The organism is Parvibaculum sp., assembly GCF_039680535.1.
Lineage (GTDB): Bacteria > Pseudomonadota > Alphaproteobacteria > Parvibaculales > Parvibaculaceae > Parvibaculum.
Genome location: NZ_JBDKSS010000023.1, coordinates 1 through 24,734 on the forward strand (window position 1 = coordinate 1; position 24,734 = coordinate 24,734).

Consider the following 24,734-nt stretch of genomic DNA (forward strand, 5'->3'; position numbering starts at 1 on the left):
ATCGGCGAGCCGCCCTTCATGCTGGCGCTCGCATGCTTCCTCGCGCTTCAGGATGCTGTAGCATCGGTGGTGGGCGCCGAGAAGGCGCTGAAGCTTGAAGCGCCTGCGACGCCGGAAGCAATCCTCCGCGCGCTCGGTCGCGTCGATGAGGGGACTGCGAATGTGCAATGAGACCGTTTTCATGCGTCGGGCCATCGAGCTTTCCGCCGAGGGTATGGCGAAGGGCGCGGGCGGACCTTTTGGTGCGGTCGTCGTGAAGGACGGGAAGATCATCGCGGAAGGCTGGAACGAGGTGACGAGCGCCAACGATCCGACCGCACATGCGGAGGTTCAGGCGATCCGCAGGGCGGCGAAGGCGCTGGGCACGTTCGACCTTTCGGGCTGCGAGGTCTATGCAAGCTGCGAACCCTGTCCGATGTGCCTGTCAGCCATTTACTGGTCGCGCGCCTCAAGGCTTTTTTACGGCGCACATGCGGCTGACGCCGCCGCTGCCGATTTCGACGATGCGTTTCTCTATGAACAAATGAAGCTGCCGGAGAGCGAGCGTTCGCTCCCCACCAAGAGCCTCATGTCCGACGAGGCGGCAAAAGTCTTTCACGCCTGGCTCGAAAAGCCGGACCGAGTTCCCTATTAAGTAGAGTGCAGAGAGTTATGAGTGAAGTTCTGCTTACCGCCCAGGCGGTTCTGACCATGGACGCCGTCAACACGGTTATCGTCGATGGCGCGGTCCTGGTGCGAGATGACAAGATCGCCGAGGTTGGAGAGGCGGCGGAACTTTCCGCCCGCTATCCGGAGGCGAAGCGCAAGGATTTCGGCAAGGCGGTCCTTCTTCCCGGCCTCGTCAATACGCATATGCATTCGGGCATTCTGCGCGGGACGGCGGAGGGATTGCCGCTCTGGGATTGGCTACGCCTTTTCATCGACCCCATGCATCGTGTGCTGCGTCCCGAGGAGGCCGAGGCGTCGTCATGGCTCTGCTATGGCGAGAGCCTGCTGGCGGGAACGACGACTGCCGTCGACATGTGGCGCTTCATGTACGGTTCGGCCAAGGCGGCAGAGCAGCTGGGCCTTCGCGTCGTCATGGTGCCTTATGTGGGCGAAGAGGTCGGCTTCGATTATTTCGACAATCTCGACGACAACGAGAAGCTCATTCAGGAGTGGCATGGCAAGGCCAATGGCCGCATCAATGTCTGGGTTGGCCTCGAGCACCAATTCTATGTCGACGAGGCGGCCTGCAAGCGCGCCATCGACATGTGCGCGCGCTACGGCGTAGGCCTTCACACGCATTCGAATGAATCGCGCGATGAGGTGAAGGAATCCTATAAGCGGTATGGCATCAGCCCGATCAAGGCGCTCAAGAACAAGGGCATTCTCGACATCGAGAACGTGCTGCTCGCGCATTGCGTCTGGCTGGAGGATGAAGAGATCGCGCTGCTCCGCGACAATGGCATCGGCGTCGCGCATAACCCGACCAGCAATATGAAGATTGCGAGCGGGCCAGCGCCTGTCGTCGACATGATCAAGGCGGGAATTGCGGTCGGTATCGGTTCGGATGGCGAGAAGGAAAACAACAATCTCGATATTTTCGAGGAGATGAAGATCGCGTCGATCCTTGCCAAGCTTCGGGGCATGAATGCGGCGGCCTATGATGCGTGGGACGTTCTGCGCTCCGCGACGATCGAAGGCGCCCGCGCCATCGGCATGGCGGACAGGATTGGATCGCTCGAGGTGGGCAAGCAGGCCGACATCGTGGCGGTGCGAGCCGACGGGCCGCACATGACGCCCTTTATCAAGGAAGGCCCTTTCTTCAATCTCCATCACAATATCGTTCATGCGGTGCAGGGTGGCGACGTGCTCATGACGATGGTCGACGGCTTCATTGCCGCGGAGAACGGCGTGCTGACTGCAGGCGACATGCAGCAGTTCATCGCGGATGCTGAGAAGGCCTGCGCCGACGTCATCGAACGTCGAACCAAATGGTTGAAGGATAACGAGCAGGGCGCCCTTTCGCCGGTTTGAGTAGAGCGTTCCATGACCAAAAGTGTCGTCGCCCCGAAGATCTGGCATCCGGCGGACCTCTCCGAAGCGTGGTCCCTTCTGAAGCGCTTCGGCAAGGCCGCGCGGCTTCTGGCGGGCGGTACCGCCCTGCAACTCGACTGGGCTGCCGGCGCGCCCGTGCCGGAGCACTGGATAGATATCAACCGAATCGACGGCTTGCGCGGTATCGAGTCGCTTGCCGATGGCAGCCTCAGGATAGGCGCGCTGACCAGCCTCAGTTCCGTTCGTCATGACATGCGGATTCGCGAGGCACTTCCGGTGCTGGCGGAGGCCGTGGCCCGTATCGGCTCGGCAGGTATTCGCAATCTTGCGACGTTGGGCGGCAACGTCGCCGGTGGTGCGGGCTGCATAATCCCCGCGCTGCTGGCGCTCGACGCCGATGTGGAAATCTTTACTGCGAAGGGCATCGTCAGGCGCAATCTTGCGGCGTTGCTTTCATCGAGCCTCGCGCCGATGGACGGTACCGTTCTTGTGGCCATCATCATTCCAGCGGATCTTCCGGCGAAGGCCTGCTTTGAAAAGATCGGGCTGCGTCGTGCCTTTACGCCGAGCGTTGTCAATGCGGCGGCGGGACTGTGGTTCGACGTCGCGGGCAATGTGACGAAGGCGAGGCTTGCGATCGGTGGCGGCGCGACGCCGCCACAGCGGCTTTCGGCGGCAGAGTGTGGGCTTGTTGGCCAACCCCTTTCCTCGATCGACTGGGCTTCATTGAAGCGCGACATGCTTGGCGAAATGCGCGTGCCTGCCGACGCCTTTCGTAGCGCCGACTATCGCCGGAAAGTGGCCGCCAACGCGATCCTCATGGGGCTGGGTGGTGCAGATGCATTCGACGCCGCAGGCGGAAGGATATCGGCGCATTGCTACGCCTCCATTCCGGCTTTCCTTCCGGTTCCCTACAGCGAAGCCGAAGTGTCGCGCAGGACGATGGGCGAACGCTGGCGGATGAGGCCTGATGTCTCGGCGAAGGTGGAGGGCGCCTTCACCTATCTCACCGACATTCGAAAGCCAGACATGCTCGTCGGGCGCGTGTTGAGGGCGCATTATCCGCATGCACGAATTCTCGCCATCGACACGTCCGAGGCGGAGGCGCTGCCAGGCGTTCATGCAGTCGTCACCCATCGCGACGTCAAAGGGCTGAATGGTTATGGCATCGTCGTTCAGGACCAGCCTGCCTTCTGCGCCGACAAGGTTCGCTATGTCGGCGACGCCGTGGCCGCCGTGGCAGCAGAAAGCGAAGAGATTGCGGAACGTGCTCTCGGTTTGATCCACGTCGACTATGAAGTTCTGCCGGTCGTTGCCGATGCGGAGCGCGCGCTTTTACCCGATGCGCCGCTTGTCCACGAAAGCGGCAACCTCCTCGCCGATCTGGGCCTTGAGCGGGGCAAGGTGGACGAGGCCTTTGCGCGCGCGGCGCATGTCGTCGAGGATGTCTATGTCACGCCGCGTCAGATGCATGCCTTCATGGAGACCGAGGGCGGCTATGCCGAACCGACGCCTGAAGGCGGACTTCTCGTCTGCGTCGCCGGGCAGCACGGCTATCGCGACCGCATGCAGCTTGCGCGCATTCTCGGCATCGACGAGGAGCGCATTCGGATCGTGTCGAGTCCGTCAGGCGGCGCCTTCGGTGGCAAGGATGAGTTGACGGTGCAGCCAGCGCTGGCCCTGCTGGCACTGAAAGCGCGGCGGCCCGTGCGGCTCCAGCTCGATCGCGCTGAGTCCGTCCTGTCGGGAACCAAGCGCCAGCCGATGCGGATCAGGATGCGTACCGCCTGCGACGCCGATGGATATCTGATCGCGCAGGAAGTGGACGCCTTGGCCGATGGCGGCGCCTATGCATCGCTTGGGGCATCCGTTGTCGAAACCGCGCTTGAACACGTCACCGGCGCCTATCGGATTTCCAATGTCCGCTCGCGGGGACGGCTTGCTTATACGAACAATGGTTTTGGAGGTGCGTTTCGCGGCTTTGGCTGCAATGAAATGCTCTTCGCCGTAGAAAGCCAGATCGGCAGACTCGCACAGAAGGCAGGCTTCGATCCCGTGACTTTCCGGGCGCGCAATCTGCGCCACCCGGGTGATATCGGCTATATGGGGCAGGTTGTGGCGCCAAGCGATCGCGGCCGGGAGACCCTGGCGGCCGCGGCGGCGAGCGATCTATGGGCGCGTGAACGCGGTGTATCGCCGGACGGGCGCAAGGTCGTCGGCGTTGGGCTCGCTATCGCGCTTCAGGGGTCCGGCCTCGGCTCGGCCATTGGCGACAGCGGCGCGGCGCGTCTGACGCTGGCGGCTGACGGCAAGATAGAAGCAGCCTTTGGTACGGAAGAAATTGGACAGGGCGTGCTCGCGCTCATTCAGGAGAGCGTTGCCCGTGTACTGGGTTGCGAGCGCGACGACGTGCGGCCGGTCATCGGTGACACCGCACGAACGGTTGACTCAGGCTCGACCACGGCGTCGCGCATGACCTATGTCATCTGGCGTTCGGCATCGGAAGCGGGCCCCGCGCTCCGCACCGGGCTGCTCGCCGTGGCGGCGAAGGAACTGGGCCGGGAGCCCGAGGAACTTGCCATCGGGCCGGGGGGCATTTACGACGCGCGGCGCAATTCGCCGGACGAGCGGTTGCTGGACTTTGTGACGCTGGCGCAATCTCTGGGCGACGAGGAACGGCCGAGCGCTGAGTGCTGTTTCGCCTTTCCGATTTCGCACGGTAGCGTTGAGGGCAATGCGCGCTTCCTGCATTGCCATAGCGCCGTTCTGGCGCGGGTGGCTGTCGATCGTGTCACGGGCATGGTGGAAGTGCTCGACCTCGACCAGCATACGGCCGCCGGACCAGTCATGGATGTGGCCAATTACGGCGGCCAGATCGAGGGCGGCGGTGTGCAGGCGCTTGGCTTCGCACTGACCGAGGATACGCTGATCGAAGGCGGCACCTTCACCTCGCGCAATTTCGACAGTTACATGGTTCCGATGATTGCGGATGCGCCGGCACATATGCGGGTCTTTGCCATGGAAGAGCTGGATGCCGACGATCCCTACGGACCGCGCGGCGTTGGCGAGCTCGGCATCGCCGCGGTCGCGCCTGCCATTGCGGCGGCAGTTGCCGATGCCGTCGGCGTCTGGGTGACCGAAGCGCCGTTCAATCCGGAGAAAATATTGTCTCGAACGGGCGGCATGGCCGCGTCCGCGGAGTAGCGTCATGACCATTCATCAACCGTGCGTGACCGTCCGCTTTGTGCTCAATGGCGAGTCTGTAGAGATCGCGGCGCGGCCCGATGAGCGCCTCGTCGATCTGTTGCGCGATCATCTGGGCCTGCGGGGGGCGAAGGTGGGCTGTGGCATCGGCCGCTGCGGCTCCTGCACCGTTCTCGTCGACGATGTTGCGATGAATGGCTGCCTCGTGCCCGCCTACCGGCTGGAAGGCCGCCGCGTGACCACGATCGAAGGTCTTGGTCGCCTGGCTGAGGGCCGGGCCGTCATGTCTGCCTTCAGCGAGGGCAACGCCTTTCAATGCGGCTATTGTGCACCGGGCTTTACGCTCGCGATGACGGCTCTCCTTCTGCGAGAATCGGCGCCCGCCGAGGCGGATATTCGCGAGGCGCTGGGCGGCCATATATGCCGCTGTACGGGCTATCACTCGATTCTGCGCGCCGCTGCGGATGCGGTCGCCAAGTGCCGCGAGTGTGATTAGTTTTTGGTCACTCTGACCGATGCGGGGCGGACAAGAGAGCCTGGCCCTGCGCTGAAGCGCTGCAATTCCGCCATTCCACCATGGCACTTGCTTTGCATACATATGTTCAGCCTTACGGCTGGGAATTTCCGGGTCTAGAGAACCACCTGGATGGGACTCCTGAGTCAAGATGGCGGGCTAGCCTCCGTCATAACGCTTGCCGCGTACGGTTCTCTCTCCCTGTTCGGGATCACGGCTATGACTCTACCCACCGAGAAGAAAACCCTCCTCAAGAACGGCCGCGTCATCGATCCGGCATCGGGCTTCGATGCGATCGCCAATGTGCTGGTCGTTGATGGCAAGATCGCCGCGGTCGGTGCTGCTGCGGGCGCCGAGGTTGCCGATGCCGAAGTCATCGATGTTTCGGGCTGTCTCGTTACGCCCGGCCTTATCGATATTCATACGCATTGCTTCGTCGGCCTCGGCGATTTCTGCCTTCCCGCCGACATGATGGGCGTCAACTCGGGTGTGCCGATCATTGTCGATGCCGGAACTGCGGGCGCCACGATTTTCGGCCTCGCGCGTCGCGCTGTCATCGACCATCCGGACACGAAGACCAAGGTTCTGGCGTTCATGGATCCCTGCCAGATCTATCTCGCGAACAAGGGCTATATCTGTCACCAGCTCGAGATCGCAGCCGATCTTCGCAATCTCGATCCCGAGGTGACGCTCGAAGCGCTCGAAGCCAATCGCGACGTCATCGTGGGCTTCAAGGTCCGCGCAACCTATACCGACAATCCGAAAGTGTCGCCTTTCCTCGAAATGGCGAAGGAGATCGGCAAGGACCTGCCGATCATGATTCATCTCGGCACCTTCCCGCATACGCCGGTGATCGACTACCACGATCTTCTCGATGCGCTGCGTCCGGGCGATATCATCACCCATGCGTTCCGTGGCGGCGGCGGACAGCTCGACGCGAAGGGCGAGCCGACTCCGCAATTTGTCTCGGCGGTGGAGCGCGGTGTCGTTCTCGATATCGGCCATTCGGGCGGCGACTTCCACATTCCGACAGCGATGCGCCTGATGGAGCGCGGCTTCCGCCCCAACACGATTTCGACCGATCTCAACGTCTTCAACGTCGATGGGCCGGTCTTCTCCATGTCGACCACGATGACGAAGATCTGGGCGCTGGGTGCGTCGCTCACCGACGTCATCAGCATGAACACGGTCGGCGCCGCCGCTGCCATCCGCAAGAGCCATGAATATGGAACGCTCGGCGTCGGCCGGTCGGCCGAGGTGAGCGTGCTGCGGATCGAGGAAGGCGACTTCCTGCTGACCGATGGCCACGAAACCATGCGCACCGATCAGCGCCTGCGTGCGGTCGGTTGCCTGCGCGCCGGTGAATGGTTCGATGCCACGCATGACCGCGTGCGGATGCTGGAGGCTGCGGAATGAGCACCGAAACAACAGAAGTGATGGAACCAAAGGCTTTCTACGAAGATCTCGTCGCCAGCCTGGGCAAATGGCGCGAAGGGCAGGATGACGCCGCCAAGAGTTTCGGCGCTTCCCGTCCGCTAGGCCGGGCAGAGCTTCTCGAATGGCTCAAGTTTCAATGCTGGTATGAGCGGCAGGCCGCGAACTTCATCGGTTCCTGGCTCGCCGATACGCCGGAACCCGAAGCCTTTTTCGGCCTCTGCACGCAGATTTCCGATGAAGGCCGCCACTGCAAGATCGTGCAGTCTCACATCGAGTCGCTTGGCGACACGATGGAAGGCTGGGTGCCCGAGCCTGAATATGTGGAATGGGTGCAGGAGTTCTATGCGAGTGGCGACGACACGCTTGAGCGCGTCTCGGCGCATAACATCACCGGCGAAATCGGCGTGATGAATGCATTCGAAGGGCTGATGCCGCGCATTCCCGAAGCGACGCGGCATGTGATCGAGAAGATCATGCCGGATGAGGCATTCCATATCGCACTCGGACGCACCATCGTTCATCGCTATGCGACGACGGCGGACCGGCAGGCGCGAGTGCGGCGCCGCGTTCGTCAGGCTTTCGAACTGGAGCAGAAGGGACGTCTCGCATTCGATCGGCGTGTCCAGGCGCTCGCGGCCGCGGAATAGGTGGGCCCATGACTTTGTGGATCAAGAATCCGCTCGGCATATTCGCCGAGGGCGCGGAAGGCGGCGTCGTGATCGACGGCACGCGCATCATGGAGTTGGTGGCAGCGGGGGAAACACCCTCGATGCCGGTCGATGAGGTGTTTGATGCCTCCGAGCATGTCGTCCTGCCGGGCCTCATCAATACGCATCATCATTTCTACCAGACGCTGACGCGCGCCTTCCGCCCTGCGGCGGACAAGGCGCTCTTCGACTGGCTGAAGGCGCTTTATCCTGTCTGGGGACGGATGGACCCGGAGGCCTTTCGCCTGGCGACGAGGGTGGCGATGGTCGAGCTGTTGATGTCCGGCTGCACCACCGCGTCGGATCATCACTATGTGTTTCCGGCTGGTCTCGAAGAGGCAATCGACATCCAGATGGAGGAAGCCGAAAAGCTCGGCCTGCGCGTCGCGCTTTGCCGAGGCTCCATGGACCTCTCGGTCGAGAATGGCGGTCTGCCACCCAGGCAGGTGACGCAGGATATAGATACGATCCTGGCCGACTGCGAACGATTGGTGGGCCGTTGGCATCAGCGCGGAGAGGGGGCGATGCGGCAGGTTGTGCTTGCGCCTTGCTCTCCCTTCTCGGTTTCCGGCGATCTGATGCGCGAGAGTGCAAAGCTCGGGGCAACGCTCGATGTGCGTCTTCACACACATCTCGCCGAAACATTCGACGAGAACGACTATTGCTTTCAGAAATTCGGTGTTCGACCGCTTGATTATGTCGAGAGCCTTGGTTGGGTTTCGGATCGCGTGTGGTTTGCGCATGGCATTCATTTCACCGATGACGAAATGCGCAGGCTGGGCGAGGCGGGTACGGGGATCGCTCATTGCCCCACGTCGAACATGATCATCGGCTCGGGCGTCTGTTCGCCCGTCGCGCTTGAGTCTCTCGGTGCGCCGGTGGGTCTCGCCTGCGATGGGGCCGCGGCGGCAGACAGCTCCAATCTTGTGCAGGAAGTTCGGCAGGCATTTCTGCTCCAACGTGCCATGCGCGGCGTGGAAGCCGTCACGCACAAGGATCCGCTGCGCTGGGCGACAGAGGGCTCCGCACGCTGTCTCGGACGAAAGGATATTGGCGTCGTTGCGCCGGGCGCTCAGGCGGACTTTGCCATGTTCCGTCTCGATGAAATGCGGTTCTCCGGCTACGACGATCCCGTCGCCGCCCTCGTCATTTGCGGCGCACACGCGGCGGACCGGATCATGGTCGCCGGTCAATGGCGTCTCATCGACGGAGAAGTGCCCGGACTCGATCTTGCCGAATTGCGTCACGCCCATCAGGAAGCGGCCCGCCGCGTCCAGGCAGCGTGACCGGAAGGACATCATGAACATGAAAGTGACGATCGGTTCCGGCACGGCGACCGAGACGAAAGCAAAGTGGATCTGCAAGGTCTGCGGCTGGATTTACGACGAAGCCGAGGGAGACCCCGATAGCGGTATCCCCGCTGGCACGCCTTTTGAAGAGATTCCCGACGATTGGGTCTGTCCGGTCTGTCTGGTGTCGAAGTCGGATTTCGTTCTTCTGTCAGTCTAGGCAGGAGCGGCTAATCCTCTCCAGATGACCGCACGGCCTATTGGCGGATTATCACCTTGGAGGGGCGCGTGGATACTGAGCGATCGCAGGTCGAAACTTCTTCCGAAGCCGATATGGAAGTGTCGGGAAGGGAAGAGGGACGGCTGATGGCTCTGCGCTTCGACGCCAATCTGGGGCGGCAGGGTGGAACGCGGGCCGACGAACTCCGTACGCGGATCGCGGACGAGATTACGAGCGGCCTTATTCCGCCCGGAACTCGGCTCGACGAGGTACAATTGGCCGAACGCTTCGACGTCTCGCGTACGCCTGTGCGCGAGGCGTTGAAGCAATTGAGCACGATCGGTCTTGTATCCCGCGGCGCGCGGCGGACCATGACCGTCGCTGAAATCTCGTCGGCGCAGCTCGACCAGATGTTCGAACTCATGGGAGAACTGGAAGCGACATGCGCGCGGCTTGCTGCGGTCAAGATGACGAGCGAGGATCGAGCGCGCATCGAGAGAGCGCATGAGATATGCCGCGAACGTATGCGTCAGGGCGATGCGGTGGGCTATGGAGAGGCAAACGCCTCTTTTCACGCCATTATATATGCAGGCTCGCACAATCCTTACGTTGTCGAAGCGACCCAGCAGATCAGGATCAGGCTCGCGCCTTTCCGCAAGGCGCAGTTCTACACACCCGACCGAATGGCGAAATCGTTCGAGGAACATGATCACATTGTCCGCGCCATTCTTCGCGCCGATCAGGTGACGGCGGCGGATATCGTCCGGGAGCACATCGTTGCTGCGCGAATGGCCTATGCCAATTTCTTCGCCAGCGTGAAATCCGGCGCAGACTAGTTTTCATTTTTCAGCACGATGCTTTTTATTCGACGTCGAAGCGCGTCGCCGCGCGCCAGCGGCACGGCGCTGACGCGCGCTCGTGCCACGTCCCAGATGTCGATAGTGGCGCGTGAGTAACAGTGGCCGCCAAACTTCAACATCGATGCGGCTCCTGGCATGGCGCATCACCGCAAGATAATCGCGCAAATGCTGCAGGCGCTCACTCATTGAGCAGAAATGGCAGCGTCTGCATACAAAAAGACAGGTTTATGACGCGGCGCGGTGCATAGCCTGACCAATCGGTCGGAAAATCTTCAGGAACGCGCGCATTACCGCCTGAATCCCCACTCCGCAAAATTGGTACGCCGATTGCTATTCACCCCGCATGCGTTCGAACCAGCCGGCTGGATGGGCGACGTGATGTCGAAACTAGTAAATGTGCAACTTAGCGAGGTAGTGCGGGGATGTTTGTAACGAGCAAGATTTTCTCGAAGGCAGTCGGCGGGGCGATTGCTGGTGGCGTGATGGCGGTCTCTCTGATGGCGGGCGCCTCGGCCCAGGCGGCAGACTGGAGCAATACGGACATTCAGTATCTCTATGGCCGCAGCTTCCAGGACTACGACAAGTACGGCAACAAGATCGACGATCAGGACAAGGGTGTCGTCTCGATCGAGCATGCCAGCGGTTGGTCCTACGGCGACAACTACTTCTTCTTCGACGTTTCAAATCCCTTCGGCGGCAATGACGGCGTCGACGGTCGCGGTGGATTGGGCAAGGGCACTGTGACCTATGGCGAGTGGTCGCCGCGTCTCAGCGTCGGCAAGATCTTCGCCGGCAAGGAGCTCGGCTTCGGCGGCATCGTGAAGGACACGTTCCTTGCGGCCAATTTCGAATATTCGAGCGGCGATCATTTCGCTACCGGTCACTCGATCCTCGTCGGTCCGGGCTTCTCGCTCGATCTCCCGGGCTTCGCCTTTGCGGACATCAATTTCTACGCTCGCAAGAGCTATCGTCAGTGGATTGCCAAGGACACGAGCCTCGGCGGCCAGGTCACCATCGACTGGCTCTATCCCTTCACGATCGGTTCGACCCAGTGGTCGTTCGGCGGCTTCCTCGACTATGCCTTCGGCGAAAAGGGTGGCGTGACCCAGTATGGTGGCGACGCCTCGAAGACCAACAGCGTGATCACGCAGCCGCAGCTGCTGCTCGACGTCGGCGCGCTTATCGGTGCCAAGCCGGGCGTGTTGAAGGCGGGTATCGAATATGACGTCTGGCTGAACAAGTACGGCATCGACGGCGCCAACGAGAGCAATCCGAACATCATGGTGATGTACACGTTCTGATTGCGTTCTGCTGCCGCGCTTCTTGCAGTGGCGCGGCAGCAACGTAAGCGGGGACGATCTCCGCGTCTGCTCCCTCGGGCGCGGAGATCGCCTATTCCGTCTGTAACTTGCAGGTCGCTTCATGCCGATTATTGCAGCCAAGCCATACGACTTCTCGTTTCCGCTCGAAAGCACTGCGCTGATCGTCATCGATATGCAGCGTGATTTTCTCGAGCCCGGCGGCTTTGGCGAAATGCTGGGCAATGATGTGAGCATCCTCTCCGCGATCGTGCCGACGGTGAAGCGCTTGCTTGACGCGTCGCGCGATGCCGGACTTCCGATCATTCATACGAGAGAAGGGCATAGGCCAGACATGTCGGATTGTCCGCCATCCAAGCGCCAACGTGGCGGTGGAAAGGTGACGATCGGCGATATGGGTCCGATGGGCCGTATTCTCATTCGTGGCGAACCTGGACACGACATTATTTCCGAGCTTGCGCCGCTTCCCGGCGAGGTTGTGCTCGACAAGTCGGGCAAGGGCTCGTTCCATGCGACCGATCTAGGCGCCATTCTCGCCAACAAGCGCATTACCCATCTGATTTTTGCCGGCGTGACGACTGAAGTCTGCGTGCAGACGACCATGCGCGAGGCGAACGATCGTGGCTTCGAATGTCTTCTCGCCGAAGACGCGACCGAGAGTTACTACCCCGGCTTCAAGCAGGCGACGCTCGACATGGTTCGCGCGCAGGGCGGCATTGTCGGTTGGACCGCGACGACAGACCAGATCGTGTCGGCGCTGGCAGGAGCGTGCGCGTGACCATGGCAGTTCCACTTGATCTGGAAACCTATCTCGATGCGGCGTCGGCCATTATCGACCTGCCGATAGCGCCGGACTATCGCGCCGAAGTTCTGGCCAATCTGCAGCGGACCGCAGCGATTGCCGCCGCCGTTCTGGAGTTTCCGCTGGCCGACGAGGAAGCGGAGGCGGCTTCTGTATTCTGTCCGGGTGAGACGGAATGACCGTGGCTCCGGGGACAGCCTTCGAGATCGCGACTGCCGTTCGCAGCGGCGCCGCCAGCGCAAGCGAAATTCTTGACGCCACGAAAGCGCGCATTGAAGCGGTTGATGGCGTGCTCAAGGCATTCACGGATCTGACCTTCGAGCGCGCCGAGAAGAAGGCGCGGGAGATTGATGCAGCCGTTGCAGCCGGGCGCGATCCGGGACCGCTTGCGGGTGTTCCCTTCGCGGTCAAGAATCTCTTCGACATAGAGGGATTGCCCACGCGCGCGGGCTCGATGATCAATCGCGACCGGGCGCCGGCGACAAACGATGCGGTGCTCATTCGCCGTCTCTCGGAGGCGGGAGCGATCCTCGTCGGTGGATTGAACATGGGCGAATATGCCTATGATTTCACCGGCGAGAACGCGCATGACGGCATTTGCCGCAATCCGCGCGACATCAACCATATGTCTGGCGGATCGTCGAGCGGCTCCGGCGCGGCGGTTGCCGCCGGAATGGTGTCCCTGGCTTTGGGGTCGGATACCAATGGTTCCATCCGTGTGCCGTCGGCGTTGTGTGGAATTTTCGGGCTGAAGCCGACCTATGGCCGCCTGCCGCGCAGTGGCACATTTCCGTTCTGCGACAGTCTCGATCATCTCGGGCCGCTGGCGCGATCGGCGCAGGATCTAGCGCTGTCATTCGACGTCATGCAGGGCTTTGATGCTCAGGATGCTGCCTGTGCCCGGAAGCCGGTACTTCAGACGGCGAAGACTCTCGATGCGGGCGCCAATGGACTCCGCATCGCAATTGCTGGCGATTATTTCACGCGCGGCGCCCGGCCCGAAGTGCTCGATGCCGTCACGAAGGCCGCGTCCGCGCTGTCCGTGACGCGCGAAGTGATGATCCCGGAGGCAGCGCGTGGTCGCGCCGCCGCCTTTATCATCACGACGAGCGAAAGCAGCGCGCTTCATCTGGACAGGTTGAGAACTCGCGCTTCGGATTTCGACCCCGATACGCGCTATCGCTTTCTTTCCGGCGCGCTGGTGCCTGCCGCCTGGTACATCAAGGCGCAGCGCTTCCGCCGCTGGTATCACAATCAGGTCCTTGCCTTGTTCAAGGACGTCGACATCATTCTCGCACCGGCGACGCCCTGCGCCGCGCCGAAGATAGGCGAGAAGCTTCTCACGCTCGGCGAAGAGACGGTGCCGCTCAGGCCCAATCTCGGGCTCTTCACGCAACCCATTTCCTGCATCGGATTTCCGGTCGTCGTTGCGCCCATCCAGAGAGAGGGCGCGTTGCCGCTGGGCGTCCAGATCATCGCTGCGCCGTGGCGCGAAGATCTCGCGCTGCGTGTGGCCGCGGAATTGCAACGCATGGGCATCGCCACCGCGCCAGTGGCGTCCGTCGTTTGAGGAGATCGTCATGACCGACACGCCACTGCTCAAGCTGACCAGCATCGTGAAGCAATTTCCCGGTTGTCTTGCCAATGATCACGTCGATCTGACGGTGATGCCGGGCGAGATTCACGCGCTTCTGGGCGAGAACGGCGCAGGCAAGAGCACCCTGGTCAAGATCATCTACGGCGTGCTCCGTCCGGATGAAGGCGAAATCCTCTGGCAGGGTGAGCCGGTGTCGATCGCCAACCCGAACCACGCCCGCAAGCTTGGCGTAGGCATGGTGTTCCAGCATTTCTCGCTCTTCGAGGCCCTGACGGTGGCCGAGAATATCGCGCTCGGCCTGAGCGACCCGAGGGACAGGGAAGGCCTCAGGGAGCGCATCGTCGAGATCTCGACCAATTACGGTCTCCCGCTCGATCCCGATCGCGCGGTCCATGATCTCTCCGTCGGTGAGCGCCAGCGTATCGAGATTGTTCGCTGTCTGCTGCAGAGTCCGAAGCTGCTCATCATGGACGAGCCGACCTCCGTTCTGACGCCGCAAGAGGTCGAGAAGCTCTTCGAGACGCTGCGCCGCTTGGCGAGCGAGGGATGCTCGATTCTCTATATCAGCCACAAGCTCGAGGAAATTCGCGCGCTCTGCGAAAAGGCGACAATCATGCGCCTCGGTCGCGTCGTCGCACATTGCGATCCGCGCGAGTCATCGGCGAGGCAGCTTGCCGAGCTCATGATCGGCACCGAGTTGAAGCCGCCGTCAGCCCTGCGTGCAGGCGCGGTTGACGGGCCTCCGCGGCTGGAAGTCAGCCGGCTTACGCTCATGTCCGACCATCAGTTCGGCACCAGCCTTCGCGAGATTTCGTTTTCGGTGCGCGGCGGCGAAATCCTGGGCATCGGGGGCATCGCCGGAAACGGACAAACAGAACTCATGGATGCGCTGTCGGGCGAAGTCTATTCGGGCAAGCCGCAGACCATCCTGATCGATGGACTACCCGCCGGGCATATGGGCCCGTCGCAGCGCCGGTCCATCGGTGCGAGCTTCGTGCCGGAGGAGCGCAACGGACATGGCGCTGTCTCGGCGATGACACTTTCCGAAAACGCATTCCTGTCGGGTCATATCCGCCATTCGCTCGCGAGGCTAGGACTCATCAATCACGGCAAGACGACTGAATTCGCGCAGGAAGTCATTCGCGCCTTCGATGTGCGCACCGTTGGGCCCAAAGCGCAGGCACGTGCTCTCTCGGGCGGCAATCTGCAGAAATTCGTGATCGGTCGCGAGGTGCTGCAGAAGCCCAAGGTTCTCGTGGTCAGTCAGCCGACATGGGGTGTCGATGCAGGTGCCGCGGCCGCCATCCATCAGGCGATCATCGAGCTGGCGAATGAGGGCACGGCCGTTGTCCTGATCTCGCAGGATCTCGATGAGATTTTTGCCCTTTGCGACAACATCGCCGTCATCGCCGGCGGTCGCCTGTCCACGCCGAAGCCCGTGAATGCGACCAGCGTTTCCGAGATCGGAATTCTCATGGGCGGCATCAGCGATCCGGTTGGAGACAGTCATGCAGCTTAAGCTCGAACCGCGCGGGTTTCAGTCGAAGTTCTGGAGCTATGCATCGCCCGTTCTCGCCATCCTGCTGACAATCGTCACAATGGCCATCATCTTCCTCGTTCTGGGGAAGGACCCGGGAATTTCGCTCTATACGTTTCTTATCGAGCCGATCGTCGCCGAAAATGGTGCGATGGAGCTCCTCGTCAAGGCGGCGCCGCTTATCCTGATGGGTGTCGGCATTTCGCTCGCCTATCGCGCAAATGTCTGGGACATCGGTGCGGAGGGCGAATTCACCATCGGTGCGCTCTTTGGCGGCGGCGTCGGCCTGGCTTTTCCCGATTTGCCCTTTGACCTTCTTTTTCCGGCGATGCTCATTTCAGGCGTGATTGGCGGCATGTTGTGGGCGCTGATCGTTGCTCTGCTTCGTACGCGGTTCAACGCGAACGAGATTCTGACGAGCCTCATGCTCACCTATATCGCGCAGCTCATTCTCATCTATATGGTGACTGGGCCCTGGCGTGATCCGCAGGGCTTCGGCTTCCCGCAAACCGCGATGTTCAGCGCGAATGCGACGAACCCGACGATCATCGAAGGAACGCGCCTCCATCTCGGCATATTCTTCGCGCTTGCCGCGGCAGCCGCAGGGTGGCTTCTGCTGACGCGCTCGCTCCTCGGCTTTCAATTGCGCGTGCAAGGGTTCGCGCCACGTGCCGCGCGCTTTGCGGGCTTCAGGGAAACCAGGCTCGTGTGGACAGCACTTGCGCTGACCGGCGGTCTTGCAGGACTTGCGGGCACGCTCGAGGTCAGCGGACCCATCGGACAGCTCACGCCGCAGATTTCGCCCGGCTATGGCTATACGGCGATCATCGTGGCGTTCCTGGGCCGCCTGCATCCGCTCGGGGTTGTGTTCGCGGCGCTGTTGCTCGGCCTTTCCTATCTTGGCGGCGAAGCGGCGCAGATCGAACTCGCGCTGCCGAGCGCCGTCACGGGCATCTTTCAAGGGGTGTTGCTGTTCTACCTCCTCGGTTGCGACACGCTCATTCTCTATCGCCTTCGTATCCGGTCTTCACGTCCGGCAGCTGCGCGCGCGTAGAAGGAGAGCGCCAACTCATGCACTTCCAGTACACAAGCTTCATTCTGAGTGTCGTCATCGCCTCAACACCTTTGCTGCTTGCCGCCGCGGGCGAGCTCGTTGCCGAGCGGGCAGGCGTACTCAATCTCGGCGTCGAAGGCATGATGCTCGTGGGTGCCATTACTGCTTTTGCGGTCGCCGTAACGACGGGGAGTTCGACGCTGGGTATTCTGGCCGGCGTTGCAGCGGGTGTTCTGACCTCGCTGATCTTCGCAGTGCTGACGCTCTCCTTCCTTTCAAATCAGGTGGCCACCGGATTGGCGCTGACGATTTTCGGCACCGGATTCAGCGCGCTGATCGGCAAGGCTTATGTCGGCATGGTTGTTGCGCGGCTTCCGCAGATCCATATTCCGGGGCTCTCTGACATCCCGTTCTTTGGCCCGGTCTTCTTCGGCCAGGATATTCTCGTCTATCTGAGCTTCGCACTGGTTGGTGGAATCTACTGGTTCCTGTTCAGGACGCATGCCGGCCTCGTGCTTCGCGCCGTGGGTGACTCGCACGATGCGGCACATGCGATCGGCTTTCCGGTCATCAGGATTCGCTATCTCGCCGTCATGTTTGGCGGCGCCATGGCCGGTCTCGCGGGCGCCTATATGGCGATCGCCTACAACACAAGCTGGTCGGAGGGCATGACCGCGGGGCGCGGATGGATTGCGCTGGCGCTCGTGGTCTTTGCGACGTGGCGTCCTTTCTGGCTCGTCGTCGGCGCCTATCTCTTCGGCAGCATCATGTACCTGTCGCTCTACATTCAGGGCTTCGGCGTGCACATCCCCTCGCAGTTCATTTCAGCGCTGCCTTACGCGTCGACGGTCGTTGTGCTGGTCGCGATATCGCGCGATCGCAAACGCATCAGGCTCAATGCTCCCGCCAGCCTCGGAAAGACGTTCCACGCAGCGGGATAAGGAGATCGCCCGCTTCCTTGGGCGAGTTAAGGGACCTTGGGGATCGACCACGGGCAGTACACGGACGGTCTTCGGGCTTTGAATTAGGCCAGTAAATGACAAGGAGTCTGCTTCAATGATGAATCGTAGAAATTTCAATAAGCTTCTGGGCGCCGGGCTTGTCACCGCCGCGGCTCCGAAGATCGTCACGCCGGCGCTGGCCGATGACGTGCTCAAGGTCGGCTTCGTCTATTTCGGACCGGTGGGTGACTTCGGCTGGACCTACCAGCACGATGTCGGCCGTCAGGACCTCGTCAAGAAATTCGGCGACAAGATCAAGACGACTTTCGTCGAGAATGTGCCGGAAAGCGCGGATGCCGAGCGCGTCATCGCGAACCTCGCGGCCAAGGGACACAAGCTCATCTTCACGACCTCGTTCGGCTATATGGATCCGACGATCAAGGCCGCGAAGCGCTTCCCAAAGACTTTCTTCGAGCATTGCGCGGGGTACAAGCTTGCCAGCAATGTCAGCGTCTACAATGTTCGCTTCTACGAAGGCCGTTACGTGCAGGGTGTCATTGCCGGCATGATGTCGAAGACGGGCGTCGCGGGCTACATTGCCTCGATACCGATCCCGGAAGTCATCATGGGCATGAATGCCTTCCTGCTCGGAATGCGCAGCGTAAACCCCAATGCCAAGCTGAAGTTCATCATGGTCAACACCTGGTACGACCCGGGCAAGGAAGGCGATGCGGCAAAGGCGCTGATCGACCAGGGCTGCGATATCGTCACGCAGCATACCGACTCGACCGCGCCGCTGCAGGTCTACGCGCAGCGCGGCATCAAGGGCTTCGGCGAAGCCACTGACATGCTGAAGTTCGCGCCCGGCGCGCAGCTTTCCTCTTCGGTCAACAACTGGGGCCCCTATTACATCAAGCGCGTACAGGACGTGCTCGACGGCACCTGGAAGTCCGAAAACACCTGGGGCGGCCTTGACTCCAAGATGCTGGAGATGGCGCCCTATCACAACATGCCCGACAATGTGGTCGCCGCAGCCAAGGAAACTGAAGAAAGCATCAAGAGCGGCAAGATCGTCGTCTTCAAGGGCCCGCTCAAGGATCAGAAGGGCGTGGCCAAGTCGACCGAAGGCGCCGTGCTCGATGACGGCAGCATCGCCGGAATGAACTGGCTCGTCGAAGGCGTGGTGGGCGATCTGCCGAAGTAATCGGTAGTCCTCGACAGAAAAATGAAGGGTCGCCCCGTGCCAGTGAAGCGGTGCGGCCCTTTTTCTTTCTCATAGCTTCCTTATCAAAGCGGGTTCCGACCATCCGGCGGATGTGGGCAATTCCCTCCGTGGCCTACGGATGAGCTTGTGATGTATCTGGTCCGGTTCGATCAGCGCTAAACCGCGTACGGATAAAGCCGTCATCGTCTTTGGCATCTTCACCATCTTGAGGGCATGGTCGTGTGGACGCAAACATCGGTGGTGATGCCGGTCAGGACGATGTTCGCGATGCTGCGCGTGCGCAGGATGGGCTCGATGAGCGCGCGGGTGAGGCAGAGGTCATAACCCGTCCTGTCGACATAGCCGTCCCTGCCGCAGAAATCGGTCTGCATATCGATATGGTGAGTGCCATATTTTGAGGCGTCAGATTGCCGTCAAGGGGGCACGGATAGGGGTCGGATTTCGCAAAAGTCTGGGACACTGAGAACCTCCGGCGTTGCTGCACCAATATTGTAGGCAAGATTGGTGCAAAGCACGGGGGTGCCGTCTAGTCCTTCCAGGCGGCGAGCAGATCGGCGCTATCCATCACAAGGCCCAGATGGAGCGAGATGATCTTGAGCGCCGCGTCTTCCATCTCGTCATTGGTGCCGCGAACGAGATCGCGCAGCACGACAACGCGATAATTGTGGTTGCTGGCGTCGAAGGAGGAATTGAGAACGCAGCAATCGGTAAAGCCGCCGTCGAAGATCACCGTTTCGATACGCATGTTTCGCAGCAGAAAATCGAGATCGGTCGGATAGAAAGCCGAGAGCCGCTTCTTCGTCTCGACGATTAGATCGCCCTCGGCAACCTCGGTGACGAAGTTCGTCCAGCGCGTGCCCTGGATCGCATGCTCGTCGGCATTCGGAATGTCGCCCACATAAAGAGGGAACGTGCGTCGCCATGCTGAGGGAATGCCGTTGATGTCGTCGGCACCACCTTTGCGCAGCACGCTGCGGACATGGATAACCGGAATGTCAAGCGCACGCGCAGCGCGGTGGAACTCGTTCAGCGGCTCCACGATCTCGCGGGCACGCGGTGCGGGGCAGGGGCAATCGGGCGTATCCGCGAGATGGCCCTCATGCATGTCGATCGAGACGATGGCCACATTCTTCCGGCCGACATAGTCTTCGAAGCCTTCCGGCAGCTCACGCTTTGCGCCATAGACATAGGCCTGCATTTCGCTTTCCTTCGTTTGGAGCTAGCGGCGTTCTTCGCGCACATGCGGCTGGCCCAGGGCGCCAGGTTCGTCCGTTGCGCCGCCGCGCTTCGACCATGCAACCCAGATCATCACGCAGAGGGTGACGACATAGGGAAGCATGAGCATGAAATACTGCGGTACCTTGATGCCTGCTGCCGCGATGCGCGGCATGGCGCTCTCGATGGCGCCGAAGAGAAGCGCGCCAAGCAGCGCGCGCCAAGGCCGCCAGCGGGCGAAGATGACGAGGGCGAGCGCGATCCAGCCGCGACCCGCGGTGACGTTATCGACCCATATCTTCGTGCTGGCGACTGAGATATAGGCGCCGGCGAGGCCGACCAGCGCTGAACCCGCCATCACCGTAAGGAAGCGATAGGCGGTGACGTTGATTCCGGCCGCATCCGATGCCTCCGGGCTTTCGCCGACCGCGCGCAGGCGCAGGCCCACCATGCTACGCGTCAGCATCCGGTTGACGAGGTAGAAGATCGGGATGAGCAGGAAGACGATCATGTCCTGGCTGAAAAGGACGTGGCCGATCACGGGAATTTCCGAGAGCGGCCAGATGTCGATGCGCCCGATGCCCGTGATGGGCTGGTTCTTCCATTCGAAGAGGTTGCCGAGAAGCGCCGTCAGCCCCTGACAAAAGAAGACCATGGCGAGACCCGCGATCACCTGATTGACGCGCAGGAGAACGGTCATTGTCGCAAAGAGCATGGAGACGAGCGCGGCCATGATCATCGCAATGACGATCGCGACGGGCGGATAACCGCCCAAGATCAGCGTGGCGCCGATACCCGAAAGGGCGCCGACCAGCATGATGCCTTCGGCGGTGAGATTGAGGACTCCGGCCCGCTCGCAAAGGATGAGGCCGAGCGCTGCCAGCGCATAGGGAGCGGCATAGCCGGGGGTGTTTGCGATCCAGTTGATGAAGAGTTCGTACACCTCGAGACCCTCAGCGAACGATGTGAATGCGGTGGCGGATCAGAAATTCCGATGCGGCAACGCATATGACAATGATCGCCTGGATGAGCTGAACCATGGCGAAGGGGATCTGGTAGAAGACCTGAAGGCTTTGGCCGGAGATGAAAAGCATCGCGACGAGCATCGCCACGATAGCCGCAACGATGGGGTTATTACGCGACAGGAAGGCGATGAGAATGCCGGAGAAGAGATAACCGTCGGAGAAATTCTGGATCAGGCGGCCTTCCTGACCGGAGGCGACGATGAAGCCTGCAATGCCGGCAAGCGCACCGGAGAGCAATACTGAGGCGAGCGTTATCCGCCCGACCGGAATGCCGACCGCGCCTGCAACCTTGTCGCTCGCCTGTACGAACTTCATGTAGAAGCCGAACCGCGTAAAGCCGACGAGCCACCAGATGAGAAGCGTTACAACAAGAGCCAGCGGCAGCGCGCCGCTGACACCGAAGATGTCCGGCAAGCGCTCGAAATCCGCATATTTGGCCGAGTGGGGAAAACCGTCGGAGGCGTCGCGCCAGGGGCCGTAGAGCAGGTGATAGAGGAAGTTCAGGGCGACATAATTCATCAGCAGCGTCGAGATGATCTCGTTGACCGCGAGCTTGAGCTTCAGCTGTCCGGCTATGGCCACCCACAGCATGGCGCAGGCCGCGGCGGCGAAGATCATGAGCGGCAGGCGCAGGGCCTCAGGCCCAATGTGGTGAAGCGATACGAATGTCGCGCCGATGCCGCCCCAGATCATCTGGCCTTCAAGGCCGAGATTCCAGAAGCGCGCGCGGAAGGCCACCGAGGCGCTGAGACCGACGAGGATGAACGGTGCGCCCTGAAAAAGCACGGAGCGCAGGTTGTCGCCGTCAGAGATCGTCTCGACAAGGAATTGGTCGAGCAGGTCTCCGGCGGGAACGCCGGCCCAGATGAGGATGAGGCCGGAGATGCAGACGCCGAGCGCTATGAACCCGGCGAGGTAGGCCGCCTGCCGCCAGGGAGAGATATCGCGCCGGACCTCAAGGTTGAGGCGGACGCCGCGCAGTCTGCGCTTTGCCACTGCAGACGCCGTCATCGTTGAAATTGCATCCTCAGACATGACCCACCATGGCGCGTCCTACTTGTTGCCGGTCGGCCGGCGCGTCGAATTCGGCGACGAGGCGGCCATGCGTCATCACGCCGATCCGGTCGGAAAGGGCAAGCACCTCGTCGAGGTCTTCGCTGATGAGGATGACGGCGGCGCCCGCCTCGCGCGCGGACATGAGGCGCGAATGGACGGCGGCGGTCGCCCGCGCGTCGAGGCCTCGGCTCGGGCTATGCGCGACGATCACATTGGGCGAGCGGCTGAACTCGCGCGCAATGACGAGCTTCTGCGCATTGCCGCCGGAAAGCAGCGCCGCCTTTTGTGAAAGGGTACGAACGCCCTGCACGTCGAAGGCGGCGATGGCGGCCTCGGCATCCTTCTTCATGGTGCCCTGCCGTAGCCGCGCCCAGGAGCCATAGCGGCCGGCCCCCACGCCGCCGACGGCGAAATTGTCGGTGATCGATAAGCTGCCTGCGAGGGCGTAGCTATAGCGATCGGCGGGAATGAAGGCAGCTCCGAGCGCGCGCATCCGGGCGGGGCTCGCCGCGGCAACGGCTTCGCCCGCGTCCTCGATCTGTATCAGACCGCTCTCAGGTTTGCGAACACCCATCAGCGCTTCGGCGAGTTCGCTCTGTCCGTTTCCACTGACGCCTGCGATACCGTAAATTTCGCCCGCGCGGACATGAAAGCTCGCGTCTTCAAGCGCGATGTGCCCGTCGGCGCGCGCGCAACGCAGGTTGATGACTTCGATACGGCGGCGTCCGAAATGCCCCGGACTGCGCGCGGGGAGAGGGAGATTGGCGCCGACGGTCAGCTCCGTCAGCTCTTCGGTTGTCCTGGTCGCGGGATCGATGGTCGCGACGGTCTTGCCGCCGCGCATGACGGTAACGCGATCGGCGAACTTCTTGACGTCGGAAAGCTTGTGCGTGACGAGAATGATTGCCGCGCCCTGAGCGGCGATGCCGCGCGCGGTGGTCAGCAGCGTTTCCGCCTCCTGATCCGTCAGCACGGCGGTGGGCTCGTCGAGGATGAGAATCCGTGCGCCGCCAACGAGAACCTTCAGGATCTCGGTGCGCTGCTGTTCTGCGACGGAAAGTTCGCCGACGCGTCGTGTGGGATCGATATTGAAGCCGAGCGCATCGGAGCGCTTGCGGATTTCATCGGAGATTTCGCGGATGCCCTTGCCGAAGCTCCGGCGCGGATTTGCGAGAAGGATGTTTTCCGCAACGGTGAAAGGCTTCACCAGCTTGAAATGCTGATGAACCATTCCGATCCCGCGCGCACTCGCCTCGCTGGGGCCTGAGAGCGAGACTTCCGCCCCGTGGAGCAGCATCTGGCCGGAGTCGGGGGTATAGAGGCCGCAGGCCACATTCATCAGAGAGGATTTTCCGGCGCCGTTTTCGCCGAGCAGCGCATGGACCTCGCCCGCATAGGCAGAGAAGCGCGCGTCGTCCAGCGCGACAAAGCTGTCGAAGGTCTTGCGGATATCGACAAGGTCAAGCGCGGGCGTCATGAAGATAACCTTGATTGCAGAGATCAAGGACGCGAAGCGCGAAGCTTCGCGTCCTTGTCGTTTCGCTTACTTCTGCGTGATGACGCCCGGTACGTACCAGTCCATCTTCCAGAGGCCGGCATCGTCGAGAACCTTGCCGGCGGGCACCACTTCCTTGCCGCTCACGTCGGTGATCGGACCGGCATAGATTTCCTTGCCGTCGATGAGGGCCTGACGTTCCGCCATGACTTTTTTCACGACGTCGGCGGGAACGAGCTTTTCGTTCAGGATGATGTCGGTCGGACCTTCCTTGATGGTCGGGAAGGCGCCATAGGGATTGGGCTTCCAACCACCGGCGATGATCTTCTTGAGTTCCGGCGTCAGATAACGATCCCAGTACCAGACCGATGAACAGAGCGTTGCCTTGGGAGCGAATTCGCCGAGATCGCGGTGATGGCCCGTGCCGAAAACGCCGCGCTCCTGCGCGACGATCTGCGGTGTCGGCGTGTCCACATGCTGGCCGATGACGTCCGCACCACCATCGATGAGGGCTTCTGCGGCCGCGCGCTCCTTGACCGGATCGGCCCAGGTGCCGATGAAGATGGCCGTCGTCGTCGCCTTCGGGTTGGAGAGCTTGGCGCCCATTTCGAAGCCGTTCACCGTCCAATTCACGACGCCATAGGGGTTGGCGCCGACGAAGCCGAGCTTGCCGGTCTTCGAGACGGCGCCGGCGACCATGCCGCAGAGATACTGACTCTCATAAGTGCGGCCGTAAAAGGCCTGAAGGTTCGGACCGTTGGTCGTGCCGGAGCCATTCAGGAAGGCGACGTCCGGATATTTTTTCGAAAGGGCGAGGAAGGTGTCGGAATAGCCGAAGGCCGTGCCGATGATGATGTTGTAGCCCTTCTTGATGAACTTCTCGACCGGCGGCGTGATCTTCGCGGCGTTTTCGTCGACGTTCTCGACATAGGCGATCTTCGTGCCGAGATCCTTTTCCATGCGCTCGCGCGCTTCTTCAAAAGCCTGCGTCCAGCCACCATCATTCTTCGCGCCATACATGATGATCGCGATCTTGGGCTTTCCCTTCAGCGAAAAGCCGGCGTCATCCGCGAAGGCGGAGCCGCTCAACATGCCGACCGCGACGGCCGCTGCCGTCGTGATCCTCAGCCACCAGTTTGATCTCATCGAACTACCCTCTTTCTATGGGAACGATATCGGGTCTCTCAGCGGCTACGC

Annotated in this window: 23 protein-coding genes and 1 pseudogene; 17 read left to right on the top strand and 7 right to left on the bottom strand. The window is 61.5% G+C overall.

Going from position 1 to position 24,734, the window contains the following annotated elements:
• Window positions 1-181 precede the first annotated feature (181 nt).
• The 9 genes from ABFC66_RS14725 to ABFC66_RS14765 all read left to right on the top strand — a co-directional run bounded on the left by ABFC66_RS14725 (window position 182) and on the right by ABFC66_RS14765 (window position 10,247).
• Complete coding sequence (locus ABFC66_RS14725; RefSeq protein ID WP_346741723.1) at window positions 182-634, top strand: nucleoside deaminase; 453 nt, start codon at window positions 182-184, stop codon at window positions 632-634.
• A 17-nt stretch (window positions 635-651) separates the two neighbouring features.
• Entirely contained in the window at window positions 652-2,019 is a 1,368-nt protein-coding gene (locus ABFC66_RS14730; RefSeq protein ID WP_346741724.1) for an amidohydrolase, read from the top strand.
• 12 nt (window positions 2,020-2,031) lie between these two features.
• A complete protein-coding gene (locus ABFC66_RS14735; RefSeq protein ID WP_346741725.1) occupies window positions 2,032-5,244 on the top strand; it encodes a molybdopterin cofactor-binding domain-containing protein in 3,213 nt (1,070 codons plus the stop codon).
• 4 nt (window positions 5,245-5,248) lie between these two features.
• Entirely contained in the window at window positions 5,249-5,740 is a 492-nt protein-coding gene (locus ABFC66_RS14740) for a (2Fe-2S)-binding protein (RefSeq protein WP_346741726.1), read from the top strand.
• A gap of 237 nt (window positions 5,741-5,977) precedes the next feature.
• Complete coding sequence (locus ABFC66_RS14745) at window positions 5,978-7,174, top strand: amidohydrolase/deacetylase family metallohydrolase (protein ID WP_346741727.1); 1,197 nt, start codon at window positions 5,978-5,980, stop codon at window positions 7,172-7,174.
• The gene (locus ABFC66_RS14750; RefSeq protein WP_346741728.1) at window positions 7,171-7,842 is read left to right on the top strand and encodes a hypothetical protein; all 672 of its coding nucleotides are present in this window, start codon (window positions 7,171-7,173) and stop codon (window positions 7,840-7,842) included. Before ABFC66_RS14745 ends, ABFC66_RS14750 begins: the two co-directional genes overlap by 4 nt.
• 8 nt (window positions 7,843-7,850) lie before the next feature.
• Window positions 7,851-9,188: an 8-oxoguanine deaminase gene (locus ABFC66_RS14755; protein ID WP_346741729.1), complete on the top strand. Its 1,338-nt coding sequence runs from the start codon at window positions 7,851-7,853 to the stop codon at window positions 9,186-9,188.
• 13 nt (window positions 9,189-9,201) lie between these two features.
• Window positions 9,202-9,411 (top strand): rubredoxin, encoded by a 210-nt coding sequence (locus ABFC66_RS14760; RefSeq protein WP_346741730.1) that lies wholly within the window; start codon window positions 9,202-9,204, stop codon window positions 9,409-9,411.
• A gap of 68 nt (window positions 9,412-9,479) precedes the next feature.
• Window positions 9,480-10,247: a GntR family transcriptional regulator gene (locus tag ABFC66_RS14765; protein WP_346741731.1), complete on the top strand. Its 768-nt coding sequence runs from the start codon at window positions 9,480-9,482 to the stop codon at window positions 10,245-10,247.
• Here ABFC66_RS14765 and ABFC66_RS14770 read toward each other — a convergent pair.
• Complete coding sequence (locus ABFC66_RS14770; RefSeq protein ID WP_346741732.1) at window positions 10,244-10,390, bottom strand: hypothetical protein; 147 nt, start codon at window positions 10,388-10,390, stop codon at window positions 10,244-10,246. The two genes, ABFC66_RS14765 and ABFC66_RS14770, sit on opposite strands and share 4 nt — an antisense overlap.
• 303 nt (window positions 10,391-10,693) lie before the next feature.
• On the opposite strand from ABFC66_RS14770, the gene ABFC66_RS14775 reads away from it, so the two are divergent.
• The 8 genes from ABFC66_RS14775 (at window position 10,694) to ABFC66_RS14810 (ending at window position 18,725) form a co-directional block, all read left to right on the top strand.
• Window positions 10,694-11,572 (top strand): outer membrane protein OmpK, encoded by an 879-nt coding sequence (locus ABFC66_RS14775; protein ID WP_346741733.1) that lies wholly within the window; start codon window positions 10,694-10,696, stop codon window positions 11,570-11,572.
• 121 nt (window positions 11,573-11,693) lie between these two features.
• The gene (locus ABFC66_RS14780; RefSeq protein ID WP_346741734.1) at window positions 11,694-12,368 is read left to right on the top strand and encodes a cysteine hydrolase; all 675 of its coding nucleotides are present in this window, start codon (window positions 11,694-11,696) and stop codon (window positions 12,366-12,368) included.
• 2 nt (window positions 12,369-12,370) lie between these two features.
• A complete protein-coding gene (locus tag ABFC66_RS14785; RefSeq protein WP_346741735.1) occupies window positions 12,371-12,571 on the top strand; it encodes a DUF4089 domain-containing protein in 201 nt (66 codons plus the stop codon).
• On the top strand, window positions 12,568-13,962 hold the full coding sequence (locus tag ABFC66_RS14790; RefSeq protein WP_346741736.1) for an AtzE family amidohydrolase: 1,395 nt from the start codon (window positions 12,568-12,570) through the stop codon (window positions 13,960-13,962). The genes ABFC66_RS14785 and ABFC66_RS14790 overlap by 4 nt, the downstream gene beginning before the upstream one ends.
• Before the next feature lie 10 nt (window positions 13,963-13,972).
• Window positions 13,973-15,508, top strand: a complete 1,536-nt coding sequence (locus ABFC66_RS14795) for an ABC transporter ATP-binding protein (RefSeq protein WP_346741737.1) — start codon at window positions 13,973-13,975, stop codon at window positions 15,506-15,508.
• Window positions 15,498-16,580 (top strand): ABC transporter permease, encoded by a 1,083-nt coding sequence (locus tag ABFC66_RS14800; protein WP_346741738.1) that lies wholly within the window; start codon window positions 15,498-15,500, stop codon window positions 16,578-16,580. The genes ABFC66_RS14795 and ABFC66_RS14800 overlap by 11 nt, the downstream gene beginning before the upstream one ends.
• 17 nt (window positions 16,581-16,597) lie before the next feature.
• Window positions 16,598-17,521 (top strand): ABC transporter permease, encoded by a 924-nt coding sequence (locus ABFC66_RS14805; RefSeq protein WP_346741739.1) that lies wholly within the window; start codon window positions 16,598-16,600, stop codon window positions 17,519-17,521.
• Window positions 17,522-17,636: 115 nt separating this feature from the next.
• Window positions 17,637-18,725, top strand: coding sequence for a BMP family ABC transporter substrate-binding protein (locus ABFC66_RS14810; RefSeq protein ID WP_346741740.1), 1,089 nt, complete (start codon window positions 17,637-17,639; stop codon window positions 18,723-18,725).
• Between the two features lie 275 nt (window positions 18,726-19,000).
• Here the strand turns inward: ABFC66_RS14810 and ABFC66_RS14815 are convergent.
• The 6 genes and pseudogenes from ABFC66_RS14815 to ABFC66_RS14840 form a co-directional block, all read right to left on the bottom strand.
• Window positions 19,001-19,206 (bottom strand): annotated as a pseudogene (locus tag ABFC66_RS14815) (cysteine hydrolase); the annotation flags it as partial.
• A 66-nt stretch (window positions 19,207-19,272) separates the two neighbouring features.
• Entirely contained in the window at window positions 19,273-19,944 is a 672-nt protein-coding gene (locus ABFC66_RS14820) for an isochorismatase family cysteine hydrolase (protein ID WP_346741741.1), read from the bottom strand.
• Window positions 19,945-19,965: 21 nt separating this feature from the next.
• On the bottom strand, window positions 19,966-20,904 hold the full coding sequence (locus tag ABFC66_RS14825) for an ABC transporter permease (protein ID WP_346741742.1): 939 nt from the start codon (window positions 20,902-20,904) through the stop codon (window positions 19,966-19,968).
• Window positions 20,905-20,914: 10 nt separating this feature from the next.
• A complete protein-coding gene (locus ABFC66_RS14830) occupies window positions 20,915-21,997 on the bottom strand; it encodes an ABC transporter permease (RefSeq protein ID WP_346741743.1) in 1,083 nt (360 codons plus the stop codon).
• A 16-nt stretch (window positions 21,998-22,013) separates the two neighbouring features.
• On the bottom strand, window positions 22,014-23,519 hold the full coding sequence (locus ABFC66_RS14835; RefSeq protein ID WP_346741744.1) for an ABC transporter ATP-binding protein: 1,506 nt from the start codon (window positions 23,517-23,519) through the stop codon (window positions 22,014-22,016).
• A 66-nt stretch (window positions 23,520-23,585) separates the two neighbouring features.
• Window positions 23,586-24,683 (bottom strand): BMP family ABC transporter substrate-binding protein, encoded by a 1,098-nt coding sequence (locus ABFC66_RS14840; protein WP_346741745.1) that lies wholly within the window; start codon window positions 24,681-24,683, stop codon window positions 23,586-23,588.
• Window positions 24,684-24,734 lie beyond the last annotated feature (51 nt).

Bases quoted from the DNA above. Each gene is read 5' to 3' on its own strand.
- ABFC66_RS14735 (WP_346741725.1), top strand. From the start codon at position 2,032: ATGACCAAAAGTGTCGTCGCCCCGAAGATCTGGCATCCGGCGGACCTC.
- ABFC66_RS14810 (WP_346741740.1), top strand. From the start codon at position 17,637: ATGATGAATCGTAGAAATTTCAATAAGCTTCTGGGCGCCGGGCTTGTC.
- ABFC66_RS14770 (WP_346741732.1), bottom strand. From the start codon at position 10,390: ATGTTGAAGTTTGGCGGCCACTGTTACTCACGCGCCACTATCGACATC.
- ABFC66_RS14820 (WP_346741741.1), bottom strand. From the start codon at position 19,944: ATGCAGGCCTATGTCTATGGCGCAAAGCGTGAGCTGCCGGAAGGCTTC.
- ABFC66_RS14750 (WP_346741728.1), top strand. From the start codon at position 7,171: ATGAGCACCGAAACAACAGAAGTGATGGAACCAAAGGCTTTCTACGAA.
- ABFC66_RS14760 (WP_346741730.1), top strand. From the start codon at position 9,202: ATGAACATGAAAGTGACGATCGGTTCCGGCACGGCGACCGAGACGAAA.
- ABFC66_RS14745 (WP_346741727.1), top strand. From the start codon at position 5,978: ATGACTCTACCCACCGAGAAGAAAACCCTCCTCAAGAACGGCCGCGTC.
- ABFC66_RS14780 (WP_346741734.1), top strand. From the start codon at position 11,694: ATGCCGATTATTGCAGCCAAGCCATACGACTTCTCGTTTCCGCTCGAA.
- ABFC66_RS14730 (WP_346741724.1), top strand. From the start codon at position 652: ATGAGTGAAGTTCTGCTTACCGCCCAGGCGGTTCTGACCATGGACGCC.
- ABFC66_RS14835 (WP_346741744.1), bottom strand. From the start codon at position 23,519: ATGACGCCCGCGCTTGACCTTGTCGATATCCGCAAGACCTTCGACAGC.
- ABFC66_RS14755 (WP_346741729.1), top strand. From the start codon at position 7,851: ATGACTTTGTGGATCAAGAATCCGCTCGGCATATTCGCCGAGGGCGCG.
- ABFC66_RS14790 (WP_346741736.1), top strand. From the start codon at position 12,568: ATGACCGTGGCTCCGGGGACAGCCTTCGAGATCGCGACTGCCGTTCGC.
- ABFC66_RS14830 (WP_346741743.1), bottom strand. From the start codon at position 21,997: ATGACGGCGTCTGCAGTGGCAAAGCGCAGACTGCGCGGCGTCCGCCTC.
- ABFC66_RS14785 (WP_346741735.1), top strand. From the start codon at position 12,371: ATGGCAGTTCCACTTGATCTGGAAACCTATCTCGATGCGGCGTCGGCC.
- ABFC66_RS14840 (WP_346741745.1), bottom strand. From the start codon at position 24,683: ATGAGATCAAACTGGTGGCTGAGGATCACGACGGCAGCGGCCGTCGCG.
- ABFC66_RS14775 (WP_346741733.1), top strand. From the start codon at position 10,694: ATGTTTGTAACGAGCAAGATTTTCTCGAAGGCAGTCGGCGGGGCGATT.
- ABFC66_RS14800 (WP_346741738.1), top strand. From the start codon at position 15,498: ATGCAGCTTAAGCTCGAACCGCGCGGGTTTCAGTCGAAGTTCTGGAGC.
- ABFC66_RS14725 (WP_346741723.1), top strand. From the start codon at position 182: ATGCGTCGGGCCATCGAGCTTTCCGCCGAGGGTATGGCGAAGGGCGCG.
- ABFC66_RS14795 (WP_346741737.1), top strand. From the start codon at position 13,973: ATGACCGACACGCCACTGCTCAAGCTGACCAGCATCGTGAAGCAATTT.
- ABFC66_RS14805 (WP_346741739.1), top strand. From the start codon at position 16,598: ATGCACTTCCAGTACACAAGCTTCATTCTGAGTGTCGTCATCGCCTCA.
- ABFC66_RS14740 (WP_346741726.1), top strand. From the start codon at position 5,249: ATGACCATTCATCAACCGTGCGTGACCGTCCGCTTTGTGCTCAATGGC.